Here is a 13133-nt window from a genome sequence, read left to right on the forward strand (position 1 = left end):
TCCTCTCAGGACGCAGACGTCGGTGCGGTGGCGGGCTTCTGAAGTGCGGTGAGGTCGTGAACCTCGTCCACGGGACATCCGGGAACCGACGCGATCGCGCGGAGCGGAACGTGCTCCGCCAGGCGCAGCGGGGAGGCGATGATCCCGCCGCCCCAGAAGACCACGCTGGCCACTCCCCAGGGCATCACCTCGTCGCAGACGACGCGCCCCGCGGCGTCGAGCACCAGCATCCGCTGTCCGTGCTCTCCGGGGTACGGGCTCGTCGCGCCGACCGTCATCCCGTCTCGCTCATCGAGAACGCGGCTGACGCCTTCCCGTGCGGATGCGGCATCGACGAGCCGCGCGGACGCGGACACGCGGCGCCGACGCCCCACGGGCTCCCATGCCGGCAGCGATACGAGGATGTCGGTGGCCTTGGCGTCGTTGCCGACGGCCACGACGTCGTCCGAAACGCGCTGCATCGACGTGTTGTGTCTGCCGATCTTCGCGGTGAGCTTTCGCGTGACCGTGAGCAGCGCGAGATCGACCTCGAACAGACCGAAGTCGGTGAGGAGGAGAGCGCGGCTCCCCGGGAGTGACAGGGCGTCACGGAGCATCCCGCGGACGCCCGTGAGGATGCGCCAGCTGCCATCGGTGAGACGGAGAACACCGACGCGCACGGCCGCGATGCCATCGACCCACGACGTCAGGAGAAGGTCGCCCTCGAGAAGCAGAGTCGTCGTGCTGTAACCGTCCGGATTCTCCCCGCGTGCCGGAACGGGAAGATCGAAGGCCTGACTGGACATGACGTCATCTTAGAGCCGCGGATGCGAGCCCCCGGCTGCTCGCTAGCATGTCGGTCATGGGACTCTCGAGTGTCGTCACCTATGACGGTCTTCCGGCGTCGTCCGGCGGCGCCCACGCGCTTCGCACGAAGAAGCCTGCTGACGCATGGTCCTCGATCGGGAGGTTTGTCGATGCGTGCCTGGTGCCGCTGTCCGATCGCGTGACACTGCGCCTCTGGGCGGGCGGCCCCACAGAAGCGACAGGACACCTCATGGACTTCGCATCGTCCCAGCTGGGCGGGCCCTCTCGACGCGACCGCACACGGACCGAATGGAATGTGCGCCCCGAAGCATTCGATGCCGTGCTCAGCGCACTCACCGAGATCGGCGCAGCTGGCGTCACCGCGCACGGACATTCCCTTGCCGCGCTCGTGCGCACGGTCGAAGGACGCCTGATCGACCCTCGTACCGGCGCGGCCTACGCGAACATCGCCCCCGAGGCTTTCGACGATTTCGCCGTGGACGACTACGGCCGTCGCCTCGGACGGTCCGGCACCCGCGCATCGATCGGAACGGCCGGATCCTCTCTGTCTCTCTGGGTCAATCTCCCCGACACGGATGAGGAACTCGCACGCGCCGCAGGACATCTGCAAAAACACCTTCCGTTCCGACTCTCAACGAAGCACTGGCGCCGCTGGCAGCGGACCAGGGACGGCCAGAGCTACCGCTCAGCCAAGATCACGTCGCCCCTTGCGACGTAGTTCCGCTGTCGTGCCGTCCGCGGCTTGTCGACCGCGGAGGCGCCTGCGGCGAGCCGATCGATGTGGGTTAGCCTTGATCGCAGTGAGGTGACTTCGGCGATGGCGACGAAGACGCGCCGGATGACGCCAGAGGAAGGCAGACGACACATGACGCAGCATCGCATCTTCGAGACCGAAGGCCGCGCCATCCCCTACATCGAAGAGGGATCGGGACCGATCGGGCTCGTGCTCATCGCGTCGGAGTCGCTTGAGCGCGACGGCCTCGGGACCGTCACGCACTACCTCGATGAAGAAGCAGGCTTCCGCGTCGTGCGCGTGGGTCAGAGCGCCGATCGCTCCGCTGTCGCCGACCGCATCGCCGACGTCGAGGCGGTCATCGATCACCTCGGATTCGCAACGACCTGGATCGGCGGCTACGGCGCAGGCGGAACGATCGCCCGTGAGTACGCGAACACCCACACCGAGCGTCTGAACGGTCTGCTCCTGCTCGGCGTCGAAGACGTCGAGATCCCGCTCGCGCCGATGATCCCCGTGCTGATCGTGCAGGCCACCGAAGACGCCACAGCTCCCTTCGCGAACGGCGAGAAGCTGCAGGCCACGGCGCCCGATCGTGCCAGCATCAAGACGGTCGAGGGCGCTGATCACCTGTTCCCGGTGACGCATCCGATCGAGACCGCTGTCATCATCGAGGAATACCTGGACTGGGACTGACGCCTCAGACGGCTTCTTCGCGCAGTCGCGGTTCGATGCGGTGCTGGGGGCGGAGCCCTGCCTTGTCTGCGTAAAACTCGCGAATGCGGTCCATGTCCGCAGGGATGTCACCGGTGAGCTCGATCGTGGGGCCGAGTCCCGTCGTCATGGTGGTGCGATCGACGTATCCGAGAGTGACCGGCATGCCCGTCTCCCGGGCAATGCGATAGAAGCCGCTCTTCCAGTGCGTGTGGCCCTTGCGAGTCCCGTCGGGGGTCACGACCAGACCGAAGGTCTCGCCTGCGCGCACACGCGCCACGACATCGCCAACGACGCGGCTGGGGTCGGATCGATCGACCGGGATGCCCCCGAGGCGACGCATGATCGGTCCGCGCCATCCGGTGAACAGGCTGCTCTTGCCGAGCCAGCGCACATCGATCCCGAGGCGCCAGGCGATCGCGAGCATGAGGACGAAATCCCAGTTGGATGTATGCGGAGCACCGATCAGAACGGTCGGAAGAGTGGGCGCTGCCTCCGTCTTCAGAGTCCAGCGGCTGAGCGCCCAATACATCCGGGCCAGAGTACGGCGAAGCATCCGTCCACGCTAGGACAACCCGTATGCAGGGTGCGGCATGCGTCGATCGGGGGAGGAGCGGATGCGGCCTGGTCTCAGTTCGCAGCCGCCCGGATGTACTCCGTGACCTTCTTCTCGGTCTCGGGCGTCCACGCCAGCAGCGCGAAGGAGGTCACCCACATGTCTCCCTCGTCGAGGTGCGCGGCCTCTTCGAAACCGAGGGTCGCATACCGGGACTCGTACTTCGACGCGGCCTTGAAGAAGACCACGACCTTCCCCGCCGCATCCGTGTAGGCCGGGAACCCGTACCAGGTCTTCGGCATCAGGTGGGCTGCGACGTCGGCCACCACGCGGTGGATGCCCTCCGCGAGCTCACGGTCATTCGGCGGCATCGCGTCGATCGCCTCGCGGATGGCCTTCTCGCCGGCTTCGCGGTTCTTTCCGGCCTTCTGCTCGGCGCGCAACTCGGCGGCGCGCTGTTTGACCGCCTCGCGCTCCTGCGCGGAAAGCCCTTCGCTCTTCTCAGCCATGTGTGCTCCTTCGGTCAGGGATCAGCGGCGGCGCGGCAGGTCGATCGGACCGGTCACGGAGAGCTCATCCTCCCAGACTTCGATCCCCTTCACATCCGGCATCCGCGCCTTCGTGAACACCGGATCCAGACCTGCGCGGCGCTGCTCGGTGTAGTCCTTGAGCAGACGGAACGCGACACCCGAGAGCAGCGCGATCGCGATGAGGTTCACCAGCGCCATGATGCCCATGGCGCCGTCGGCGAAGTTCCAGACGACATCAGCCGAGACCACCGACCCGACGAAGACGGCGAGGATCGCCAGCACGCGGTACGACAGCAGCGCGGCCGGGCGCCGCGTGATGAACTCGATGTTCGACTGTCCGTAGTAGTAGTTGCCGAGGATCGAGCTGAACGCCAGCAGGAAGATGATCACGCTCAAGAGGACGTTCGACCATTCGCCCAGGGCGCTGACCATCGCGCCCTGCGTGAGCGAGATGCCCCGCTCCGCATTCGCGAGATCGGGCACCGAGACCAGCACGATGAATGCAGTGATCGAGCACACCAGGAACGTGTCGAAGTAGACGCCGAGGGTCTGCACGAGGCCCTGCTTGACGGGGTGCGTGACCGCGGCGCTCGCACCGGCGTTCGGAGCCGACCCGAGACCGGCCTCATTCGAGAACATGCCGCGCTTGACGCCGGTGAGGATGATGTAGCCGAGAGCCGCGCCGACGATCTCGTTCGGGCCGAACGCCTGGGTGAAGATCGCCCCGAAGACCTCGGGCAGACGCTCGATGTGGATGGCGACGATCACGAGCCCGACCAGCAGATACAGCAGCGCCATGAGCGGCACGAGCATCTGGGTCACCGACGCGATGCGGCGCACGCCGCCGAAGATGACGGCGGCCATCAGCACGGCGAGCACGCCGCCCACGACCCAGGGCAGCCAACTGAGCTCCATGCCGCCGAAGCTGCCGGCGAGCGTCGCCTTAATCGTGTTGGCCTGCAGCGAGCTGAACGCGACGGGGAAGCAGACGATGAGGATCACCGCGAACAGCACGCCCATCCACCGGGCGCCGAGACCACGCTGCATGTAGTACGCGGGACCGCCACGGAAGCCGTCGGCATCCCTCGTCTTGTACAGCTGCGCGAGCGAGGACTCGATGAACGACGACGCACCACCGATGAAGGCCATGAGCCACATCCAGAACACCGCTCCCGGGCCGCCGATGGCGATCGCGGTACCGACACCCGCGATGTTGCCCACGCCGACACGTGACGCCGCCGAGATCGTGAACGCCTGGAACGCCGACACGGACTGCGGCGTGCCGTCGGCGGTGCGCGGTGTCTTGTCGGTGAGAGTCCGGAGCATCTCCGGGATCAGACGGAACTGCACGACGCCCGAGCGCACGGTGAAGTACAGTCCCAGCGCGACCACGACGGGGAGCACCGCCCACGTCCAGAGATTGTCGCCCCAGGTCAGCAGCCACTCATTCACAGCATCCATAGCCGTCAGTATCGCGGCACATCCGCGCCTCGAACCAGAGGCGCGCCCCTGGCAAAGTCAACCCCCTCGTCTCGCACCTGTCTCCGACGTAGCGTCGTGCATGGCGCAGATCAGGCGTCGAGACCGAATCGGCAGGACAGAGAACGAGGAGAGCAACGATGGCAAAGACCACCCGTCGACAGAACGCAGAACACGGTTTCACCGCATCCGGAGACCTCGCCACGGCACTCCAGCGGGTGCTGGTCGACCTGCTCGACCTCGCCATGCAGGGCAAGCAGGCGCATTGGAACGTCGTCGGACGGAACTTCCGGGACATGCATCGCCAGCTCGACGAGATCATCGACGCCGCTCGCGGTTTCAGCGACACGGTCGCAGAGCGCATGCGAGCGATCCACGCGGTTCCCGACGGCCGCACCGCGACCGTCGCCGAGGCCTCGAGCCTGCCGGCGTTCCCGGAGGGGGAGGTATCGACGGACGATGTCGTCGACCTGATCACGGAGCGCCTGGAGGCGGCCGTGCAGACCATGCGCGACGTGCACGACGGGGTCGATGAGGAGGATCCCACGTCGGCGGACATCCTCCACGCCGTGATCGAGAGCCTCGAGCAGTTCGCCTGGATGGTGTCCGCGGAGAAGCGCACCCCGGCCAAGACCACGGCGCGCGCGAAGTCGGCGTCTAAAGGCTGACAACGCACGCGAGACAACAAGGAACGCCGCGGCCCCCTCGGGGACCGCGGCGTTCCTGTCTCCGTTCAGACGGTCTGCGCGAGGACGGCGAAAGACACCGCGCCCTCATCGTCGACCGCTGCATCGAGGACCTTGTCAGAGAGAGCGACGGCCGCCTGCTCCTCCAGGAAGATACGTGCGCCGGACGCCTCGACAATGGCATCGGCGGCCTCCGGCGCGGAGGCGACGTCGACGGCGAATCGTGCTGCGCCGTCTGCTCCCGGTTCATCCGTCGTGTGGATCCGCAGTCCTGCCTCAGAGGCGCTGCTGCGTCGGCTGACGAGCGTCGTGACGATCGCGGTGGCGTTGTCGGTCAGAGTGAGCATGCTGCTGTCCTTCCGGTTGCGTGAGCGATGCGGATGCATCGCCTGCATTCCACGGTTGTCGAGGCCGAGAGCTCTCACAACCCGCACGCGCCCATTCGGAGGGCTTTCACACGAAGCCCGTATCGCCCGTGCAAGAATCCGCGCGCGTCCGCACGCGGGCGGGCATCGCGGGCTACCATTCGGGGCATGAAGCACCCCGAGCGCAGGCAGGTCCGGTGGCGGGCAAGTGCGTCGGCACTGGGTGGAGTCGTCGTCGGGATCACGGCCGGATCCGTCTGGGGAATCGCCGCTGGAATCCTCGCCGGCTGGGGAACGCTGGCCGTGGTCAACGTCGTCTGGGTTCTCCTCGAGGTCTGGCACATGGATGCGGCCCAGACACGCGACCATGCGACGGCGGAGGACCCTGGCCGCCGCACAGCGAGACTGATCGCCACGATCGGAAGCGCCGTCAGCCTCGCGGCCGTCGTGGTGGTGGTCGTGCAGGCGCGCAACGCGCACGGGATCGACGCGCTCGCGCTCGCGGGAATCGCGATCCTCAGCGTCGTGTCCTCCTGGGCGCTCATCCAGGTCGACTACATGCTGCGGTACGCGCACCTCTTCTACCAGGACGATGCCCGAGGGATCGACTTCGCCCAGCAGGAAGACCCGGAGTACACCGACTTCGCCTACTTCTCGGTGGGCCTCGGCATGACCTATCAGGTGGCGGACACGACGGTGCGGTCGAACGCGATTCGTCGCGTCGTGATCGCGCAGACGCTTCTTGCCTACCTCTTCGGGGCCGTCATTCTCGCGACGATCATCAATCTCATCTCCACGCTGGGCTGACGTCTCTAGTCGTCGGAGTCGCGTGTGCGCCGGTGTCGGACCACCATCGGCACGACCAGCCACAGGATGAGGACGAGCAGGGACGACGCCACGAGAGTGATGAGTGCCGCCGTACGGTGCATCGTGAAGTCGATGATCAGCGTGGTCACGCCCACGCTCAGCGCACCGATCACGAGCAGATCGACCCGAACGATCAGCGCCGCATGCCGCACCAGAACGGGTTTCAGCTGCTTGCCGAACAGTGCGCGGTGCAGTCCCACCGGCGCAAGGGCGAGGACCGTCGCGAGCGCGGCCAGCAGCACCAGGATGACGTAGAGGCCCACCTGCGCGGCATCGAGCTCTGTGAATCGGGGCTGGAACGCGACGGCGAGCAGGAATCCCGTCAGGATCTGCGTACCTGTCTGCATCACGCGGAGCTCCTGCAGGAGCTCCTCCCAGTTGCGGTCGGCGCGCTCGATTGCCGTCTCCTGACGCCCGTCATCGCGATCGTCGTGCCTGTGTTCGTCCGGCTCCGAGGTCATGCCCCTCATCTTGCCAGCGCGGGGCGCGTCCCACGAGCAGAATCTGTGCCTTGGCCCATGTGCGGAGGATCGGCGTAGCATGGGGGAATGACCACGCCGACCCCTCCCGCATCCGCACCCCTCACGACTCCGCTTCAGGCGCCGCCGGGGTCGCTCAACCTGCTGCCGGTCGATGAGACGGCAGGCGGATGCTGCGGCGGAGGCGCCTGCAGCACGGGACTCTGAGCCACGACGACAAGAACCCCCGCACACGGATGTGCGGGGGTTCTTTCGTGTGTGCAGTCAGTGACCGTGGCCGGCCGGCGCCTCGTCGGGGTTGTCGGCGGGCTTGCGGATGAAGAACGCGCCTACGATCGTGATCGTCGCGATGATCGCACCGAGCACGAAGGCCAGACGCGAACCGTGCGCCACGGCCTCCGGGACGTGGCTGCCGCCGCCGGCGTTCACCGCGACCGTGAACACGGCCATCATCACGGCGATGCCCGCGGCACCGGCCACCTGCTGCACCGTGCCGATCACCGCGCTGCCGTAGGAGTAGAACTTCGGCTGCAGCGAGGCCAGCGCTGCCGTGAACAGCGGCGTGAACGACAGCGCGAGTCCGACGGAGAGCGCGGTCTGCGCCACGACGACGAGCCAGAGAGGCGTCGCCTCGGTGAACGACGTGAACAGCCACAGCATGCTCGCCGCCATGATCGCACCGGGAACCAGGAGGATCCGCGTACCGTGCAGGTCGTAGATCCGGCCGATGAGCGGACCGAGCAGACCCATGGCCAGGGCGCCCGGGAGGGCGACGAGTCCTGCGTCCATCGCGGGCAGGCCCATGGCGTTCTGCAGGAACAGCGGCACGACCGTGATCGATCCGAAGAAGGCGAGGGCCAGCAGGAACATCTGCGCCATCGACAGCGTGAAGTCGCGCGAGCGGAACACGCGCAGGTCGAGCAGCGCGTCATCCTTCTTCTGCAGCACGACCTGGCGCCACAGGAACAGAGCGAGACCCACGACTCCGACGCCCAGAGCGATCAACAGCGGGGCAGGGGAGACGGCGGTGCCCGCGAGCGCGCCGATCTGGCTGAGGCCGAAGACGAGACCTCCGAAGCCGAGAGCCGACAGCAGGATCGAGAGCACATCGATCGGAGCATCCATCGTCTCGCCGACGTTCGTCAGCCAGCGCCATCCGATGAAGAGTGCGACGAGCGCGATCGGGAGCACGATGAAGAAGATCGAGCGCCAACCGAGGTGGTCGAGCAGGAAGCCGGACAGCGTCGGGCCGATCGCCGGGGCGAGCGACATCACGATGCTGACCCGGCCCATCATGCGACCGCGCGCCGCGGGCGGCACGAGGTTCATGATGGTCGTCATCAGCAGCGGCATCATCATCGCGGTGCCCGCCGCCTGCACGACGCGTGCGACGAGGAGCATCTCGAAGCCGAAGGCGAGTGCCGCCATCAGCGTTCCCGCCGAGAACAGCGCCAGCGCGGCGAGGAAGATCTGCCGCGTCGTGAAGCGGCGCAGCAGGAATCCGGTGATGGGAATCACGACGGCCATCGTCAGCATGAAGGCGCTCGTGACCCACTGCGCGGCAAGTGGGGAGATCTCGAGGTCGTCCATGAGGTGCGGGATCGCGATGCCCATGGTCGTCTCGTTCAGGATCGCGACGAAGGCCGCGGTCAGAAGCACCCAGATCACGCGCATGTCGCGACGCGGGATCAGAGTCTTGGCCTCCTCAACGGAGGAGATCACGGGGGTCGCCCCGGTGTCGACAGCAGACAAGGATTCCTCCGGGAGAAAGTGGTGGGATGGTGCACGAATGTGCGAAGACTTTCGAGGATAACGGCTCCGGGCGACATTTCATTCCGTCCTGAGCGAACCGCGTCGAGACGTCCGACGGCCTGGCTACGCTGAAGGAATGAGCATGCATGGCGGCGCGGGCGGACGCGGCGGAGGATTCCGCGGGGTCGACGAGGCGGCGCAGAAGCGAGAGAACGCCGCGGCGCCCGTGATCGAGAGACTCGGCGCACGGGTCGTCGCGCTGTTCCGTCCCTACCTCGGACGCATCGTCATCACCGGTCTGCTCGTCATCTTCGGCGCAGCGATCGCCGTGATTCCGCCGTTGCTCGTCCAGCGCATCTTCGACGACGCGCTCTTTCCCCTCGAAGGCGGTGCGCCGCAGCTCAACCTGCTGGTGATGCTCGTCTCCGTGATGATCGGGCTCTTCCTCCTCTCGGCCGGACTCGGCGTCGCGCAGACGTGGTTCACCTCGACCGTCGGAAACAGCGTCACGGGTGACCTCCGCGTGCGTCTGTTCGAGCATCTACAGGCCATGGAGCTCGGGTTCTTCACCCGCACGAAGACCGGCGTCATCCAATCCCGGCTGCAGAATGACGTGGGCGGCGTCGCCGGTGTGCTCACGAACACCGTGACCAGCATTCTCGGCAACGTGGTCACCGTGATCGCCTCGCTCGTGGCGATGATCCTGATCGACTGGCGCCTCACCCTGATCGCCGTCGTCCTGATGCCCTTCCTCGTGCTCGTGCAGCGAAAGGTAGGGCAGGTGCGCGCGCGCATCGCGGGGGAGACCCAGGAATCGCTGTCCGAGCTCAGCTCGATCACGCAGGAGACACTGAGCGTCTCGGGGATGCTGCTGTCGAAGTCGTTCAACCGGCAACGCACCGAGTCATCCCGCTACCAGCGCGAGAACCGCAATCAGGTCGTGCTGCAGGTGCGCCGAGCGATGAGCGGGCAAGGGTTCTTCGCCGTCGTCCAGGTGATCATGGCGAGTGTTCCTGCTGTCATCTACCTCGTCTCCGGCTACTTGATCACGGGCGGCAGCGATGCCATCACCGCCGGAACGATCGTCGCCTTCACGACGGTGCAGGCGCGTCTGCTGCAGCCGCTTATGGGCCTCATGCGCGTCGCGCTCGACCTTCAGACGTCCAAGGCGCTGTTCGCGCGAATCTTCGAGTACCTCGACATGGTTCCGCAGATTCAGGATACCCCGGGTGCGATCACTGTCGCCGAGGCTCCGGGGCCGCGAGGGCGCGTTGAATTCCGTGATGTGGTGTTCCGCTACCCGGATGCGATGGCGGACTCGCGCCCGACGCTGCAGGGAGTGTCGTTCGTCGCCGAGCCCGGGCAGCACGTAGCGTTCGTGGGCCCGTCGGGTGCGGGGAAGACCACGATCCTGTACCTCGCCCCGCGCCTGTATGAGGCGCATGACGGGCAGGTCCTGTTCGGCGGCGCGGACGTGCGTGCGCTGACTCAGGCGTCGATCATCGACGACGTGGGCATCGTCTCGCAGGAGACGTACCTCTTCCATGCGACGATCCGCGAGAACCTGCTGTATGCGAAGCCTGATGCGACCGAGGACGAGCTGATCGCCGCGTGCACGGCGGCGAACATCCACCACATCATCGCGGGCTTCGAGCACGGCTACGACACCGTGGTCGGTGAGCGCGGGTACCGACTCTCGGGTGGCGAGAAGCAGCGCATCGCGATCGCACGGGTGCTACTGAAGGATCCGCCCGTGCTTCTGCTCGACGAAGCGACCTCGGCCCTGGACACGGTCTCCGAGCGCGTGGTGCAGGAAGCACTCGACGAGGCGGCGCGAGGACGCACGACGCTGTCGATCGCGCACCGCCTGTCGACGGTCATGGCCGCCGATGTCATCCACGTGCTGGAGGCGGGACGCATCGTCGAATCGGGGACCCACCGTGAACTCATCGCGCGGGGTGGGCTCTACTCCGATCTCGCGGCGCAGCAGCTGGCGGCGTCGCATGTGCTGCAGGACGAGGAGCGGATCGCCGCCGAGAGCGACTGAGGCGCGTCACCATGTGAGAGCGTCCGCCAGGTTCGGATCCGGTCGGGCGTCCGCGAACTCAGGAAGCGTCCGCGTCCGGGCGAGGAAATCCTGCAAGAGCGCGGAGTACTCCGCGTCCGGATGCGTGGCCGCGATCTCGAGCAGCGGCGGAGCATCCATCGCAAGGATCAGGCTGAGACGTGCGCGCACGGCGTCTGCCGCACCGGCATCCCGCAGCACCTCGATCCCACCCCAGAGGGCGGTGAGATAGTCACGCAGGACCGGCACCTGGTTCTTGCCTTGAGAGAGGGAAGATCCGTCGGCCCGCAAACGCCAGTGCACGAGCACATCCGGGATCACATCGAACGCCCGCGCCTGCGTGTACATCAGTTGCGCGACGACCTGGTCCTCATAGGCGACTCCGGTGGGAAACCGCAGGTCTTGCCAGAACTCGGTCCGGCTGACCTTCGACCAGGCGACGATGTTCGCCGACGCATCCGGATGCTGCATCAGCGTCGTGGCGCGACGCTCGGGTGCGGTCGCGGCGGCCGTCCACGGCTGCACGCGGCCGGGGTGGTAGGCGATGCCGTCCCACCGCGAGCGCACGTAGGCACCGGCGACGAAGTCGCTGCCAGTCTCGCGGAGCGTGTGCGTCGTGCGTGCGATGGCGTCGCGGGTCAGCTCATCGTCCGCATCCAGAAACCCGAGGAACGGGGTGTTGACGTGTTCGAGTGCGAGGTTGCGTGCCGCACCCAGCCCGCGGGATTCACGTTGAGACAGCAGAGTGAAACGGGGATCCCGCACAGCGGCCTCGGCGAAGATCTCGCCGGTGGTGTCGACGGACCCGTCGTCGACGAGGATCGCGCGCCAACGCGGCTCGGTCTGCGCCCGCAGAGAGTCGAGAGCGGCAGGGGCGAAGGGGGCGATGTCGCGACCGGGCACGATCATCGTGACGATCGGGGCAGAATCGGGCACGTTTCGAGTGTAGGCGGCTGCAGCGGTCGTCAGCCGACGGCGGCGACGGATTCCGCCACGAGCCACGCAAGCTGCGCAGGGGCGTCGGGGGAGAGCTGCTCTCGCCCGAATGTGAAGCGCAGCGACGTGTGTGCGACTTCGGGAGCGATGCCGATGGCCAGCAGAACGGGGGAGGGCTCATCGCTGCCGGCGGCGCACGCCGAGCCGCTGGAGGAGACGACGCCGCGGCGCTCGAGCTCCAGCAGGACGGACTCTCCGCTGGTTCCTGCGATCGTGAAGCTCGCCGTGGCGGGCAGGCGATGCACGGGATCGCCGGTGAGCCGGGCGGTGGGAACGAGACGCAGCACCTCGGTGATGAAGGTGTGGGTCGCTGCACGGACCCGATCGGAGACATCCTCTCGCTCGCTCTCCGCGAGCTCCAGGGCGGTGGCGAGACCCACAGCGCCTGCGACGTTCTCTGTGCCGGAGCGACGTCCGCGCTCCTGGCCGCCGCCGTGCAGCAACGGCTCCAGCGGCACACGTCCGCGCACGATGAGTGCGCCGATGCCCTGGGGGGCGCCGAGCTTGTGCCCGGCGATCGAGATCGCGTCCGCACCGATCCCGGCGAGCGGCAGCCAGCCGGCGGACTGGACGGCGTCCAGATGGAGCGGAATGCGATTCTCCTGGGCGATCGTGGCCAGGGCTGTGGCGTCCTGCACGGTGCCGATCTCGTTGTTCGCGTGCGCGAGCGAGATGAGTGCGGTGTCCTCTCGCAGCGCGGCGCGGAGCGCCTCCGGTTCGACACGACCATGTGCGCCGAGCGGAAGGAGCGTGATCTCGACGCCGTGGAAACGGCGTAGATACGACGCCGATGCCCGCAGCGATTCGTGCTCGATCGCTGTCGTGATGAGGTGCCGACGCCCGGATTCGAGCGCTGCCAGTACGATCCCCTTCATCGCGAGGTTGTTGGCCTCGGTGCCGCCCGAGGTGAAGACCACATCGCTCGCGCGCATCCCGAGGACCCGCGCGACGCGCGTCCTGGCATCGGAGAGGACCGCCGCCGCCGCCTCGCCCACGGTGTGATGGCTGGAGGGGTTGCCCACCGGACCCGTGAGGTGCGGCGCCATCGCGGCGAGCACCTCCGGGCGCAGAGGTGAGCTCGCGGCATGGTCGAGATAGAGCACG

15 protein-coding genes are annotated in these 13133 nt (G+C 67.1%); 6 read left to right on the plus strand and 9 right to left on the minus strand.

What is annotated here, in order from left to right; translation table 11 throughout:
* Positions 1–5: 5 nt before the first annotated feature.
* A complete protein-coding gene (locus tag AC1REM_RS09200) occupies positions 6–785 on the minus strand; it encodes a hypothetical protein (RefSeq protein WP_492514345.1) in 780 nt (259 codons plus the stop codon).
* A gap of 56 nt (positions 786–841) precedes the next feature.
* Between AC1REM_RS09200 and AC1REM_RS09205 the strand changes: the two genes are divergently transcribed.
* Positions 842–1525 (plus strand): hypothetical protein, encoded by a 684-nt coding sequence (locus tag AC1REM_RS09205; protein WP_492514346.1) that lies wholly within the window; start codon positions 842–844, stop codon positions 1523–1525.
* Between the two features lie 147 nt (positions 1526–1672).
* Positions 1673–2236: an alpha/beta fold hydrolase gene (locus AC1REM_RS09210; RefSeq protein ID WP_492514347.1), complete on the plus strand. Its 564-nt coding sequence runs from the start codon at positions 1673–1675 to the stop codon at positions 2234–2236.
* A 4-nt stretch (positions 2237–2240) separates the two neighbouring features.
* On the opposite strand, the gene AC1REM_RS09215 is transcribed toward AC1REM_RS09210, so the two are convergent.
* The 3 genes from AC1REM_RS09215 to AC1REM_RS09225 all read right to left on the minus strand — a co-directional run bounded on the left by AC1REM_RS09215 (position 2241) and on the right by AC1REM_RS09225 (position 4801).
* Positions 2241–2810, minus strand: a complete 570-nt coding sequence (locus AC1REM_RS09215) for a 1-acyl-sn-glycerol-3-phosphate acyltransferase (RefSeq protein ID WP_492514348.1) — start codon at positions 2808–2810, stop codon at positions 2241–2243.
* Positions 2811–2884: 74 nt separating this feature from the next.
* Positions 2885–3319, minus strand: a complete 435-nt coding sequence (locus AC1REM_RS09220; RefSeq protein ID WP_492514349.1) for a hypothetical protein — start codon at positions 3317–3319, stop codon at positions 2885–2887.
* A gap of 21 nt (positions 3320–3340) precedes the next feature.
* The gene (locus tag AC1REM_RS09225) at positions 3341–4801 is read right to left on the minus strand and encodes an alanine/glycine:cation symporter family protein (protein WP_492514350.1); all 1461 of its coding nucleotides are present in this window, start codon (positions 4799–4801) and stop codon (positions 3341–3343) included.
* Positions 4802–4959: 158 nt separating this feature from the next.
* Here AC1REM_RS09225 and AC1REM_RS09230 point away from each other — a divergent pair, with 158 nt between their 5' ends.
* Positions 4960–5487 (plus strand): Dps family protein, encoded by a 528-nt coding sequence (locus tag AC1REM_RS09230; RefSeq protein ID WP_492514351.1) that lies wholly within the window; start codon positions 4960–4962, stop codon positions 5485–5487.
* Between the two features lie 65 nt (positions 5488–5552).
* On the opposite strand, the gene AC1REM_RS09235 is transcribed toward AC1REM_RS09230, so the two are convergent.
* Positions 5553–5852: a Fe-S cluster assembly protein HesB gene (locus AC1REM_RS09235; RefSeq protein ID WP_492514352.1), complete on the minus strand. Its 300-nt coding sequence runs from the start codon at positions 5850–5852 to the stop codon at positions 5553–5555.
* Between the two features lie 186 nt (positions 5853–6038).
* On the opposite strand from AC1REM_RS09235, the gene AC1REM_RS09240 reads away from it, so the two are divergent.
* Positions 6039–6677, plus strand: a complete 639-nt coding sequence (locus tag AC1REM_RS09240) for a DUF1345 domain-containing protein (RefSeq protein ID WP_492514353.1) — start codon at positions 6039–6041, stop codon at positions 6675–6677.
* 5 nt (positions 6678–6682) lie between these two features.
* Here the strand turns inward: AC1REM_RS09240 and AC1REM_RS09245 are convergent, their stop codons facing one another.
* Positions 6683–7198: a DUF6328 family protein gene (locus tag AC1REM_RS09245; protein ID WP_492514354.1), complete on the minus strand. Its 516-nt coding sequence runs from the start codon at positions 7196–7198 to the stop codon at positions 6683–6685.
* An 87-nt stretch (positions 7199–7285) separates the two neighbouring features.
* Between AC1REM_RS09245 and AC1REM_RS09250 the strand changes: the two genes are divergently transcribed.
* Positions 7286–7423, plus strand: a complete 138-nt coding sequence (locus AC1REM_RS09250) for a hypothetical protein (RefSeq protein WP_204939546.1) — start codon at positions 7286–7288, stop codon at positions 7421–7423.
* 57 nt (positions 7424–7480) lie between these two features.
* Here the strand turns inward: AC1REM_RS09250 and AC1REM_RS09255 are convergent, their stop codons facing one another.
* Complete coding sequence (locus AC1REM_RS09255; protein ID WP_492514355.1) at positions 7481–8968, minus strand: MDR family MFS transporter; 1488 nt, start codon at positions 8966–8968, stop codon at positions 7481–7483.
* A gap of 142 nt (positions 8969–9110) precedes the next feature.
* On the opposite strand from AC1REM_RS09255, the gene AC1REM_RS09260 reads away from it, so the two are divergent.
* Positions 9111–11015, plus strand: coding sequence for an ABC transporter ATP-binding protein (locus AC1REM_RS09260; RefSeq protein ID WP_492514489.1), 1905 nt, complete (start codon positions 9111–9113; stop codon positions 11013–11015).
* 6 nt (positions 11016–11021) lie between these two features.
* Here AC1REM_RS09260 and AC1REM_RS09265 read toward each other — a convergent pair whose 3' ends face one another.
* Together AC1REM_RS09265 and AC1REM_RS09270 are read right to left on the minus strand one after the other, a co-directional pair.
* Positions 11022–11969, minus strand: a complete 948-nt coding sequence (locus AC1REM_RS09265) for a glycosyltransferase family 2 protein (protein WP_492514356.1) — start codon at positions 11967–11969, stop codon at positions 11022–11024.
* Between the two features lie 29 nt (positions 11970–11998).
* Positions 11999–13132, minus strand: coding sequence for a cysteine desulfurase family protein (locus AC1REM_RS09270; RefSeq protein ID WP_492514357.1), 1134 nt, complete (start codon positions 13130–13132; stop codon positions 11999–12001).
* Position 13133 lies beyond the last annotated feature (1 nt).

Source organism: Microbacterium sp. GW823-FHT02G05 (assembly GCF_058797175.1).

Coding starts and splice junctions, on each gene's coding strand:
- AC1REM_RS09200 (WP_492514345.1), bottom strand. CDS start 785: ATGTCCAGTCAGGCCTTCGATCTTCCCGTTCCGGCACGCGGGGAGAAT.
- AC1REM_RS09205 (WP_492514346.1), top strand. CDS start 842: ATGGGACTCTCGAGTGTCGTCACCTATGACGGTCTTCCGGCGTCGTCC.
- AC1REM_RS09210 (WP_492514347.1), top strand. CDS start 1,673: ATGACGCAGCATCGCATCTTCGAGACCGAAGGCCGCGCCATCCCCTAC.
- AC1REM_RS09215 (WP_492514348.1), bottom strand. CDS start 2,810: ATGCTTCGCCGTACTCTGGCCCGGATGTATTGGGCGCTCAGCCGCTGG.
- AC1REM_RS09220 (WP_492514349.1), bottom strand. CDS start 3,319: ATGGCTGAGAAGAGCGAAGGGCTTTCCGCGCAGGAGCGCGAGGCGGTC.
- AC1REM_RS09225 (WP_492514350.1), bottom strand. CDS start 4,801: ATGGATGCTGTGAATGAGTGGCTGCTGACCTGGGGCGACAATCTCTGG.
- AC1REM_RS09230 (WP_492514351.1), top strand. CDS start 4,960: ATGGCAAAGACCACCCGTCGACAGAACGCAGAACACGGTTTCACCGCA.
- AC1REM_RS09235 (WP_492514352.1), bottom strand. CDS start 5,852: ATGCTCACTCTGACCGACAACGCCACCGCGATCGTCACGACGCTCGTC.
- AC1REM_RS09240 (WP_492514353.1), top strand. CDS start 6,039: ATGAAGCACCCCGAGCGCAGGCAGGTCCGGTGGCGGGCAAGTGCGTCG.
- AC1REM_RS09245 (WP_492514354.1), bottom strand. CDS start 7,198: ATGACCTCGGAGCCGGACGAACACAGGCACGACGATCGCGATGACGGG.
- AC1REM_RS09250 (WP_204939546.1), top strand. CDS start 7,286: ATGACCACGCCGACCCCTCCCGCATCCGCACCCCTCACGACTCCGCTT.
- AC1REM_RS09260 (WP_492514489.1), top strand. CDS start 9,111: ATGCATGGCGGCGCGGGCGGACGCGGCGGAGGATTCCGCGGGGTCGAC.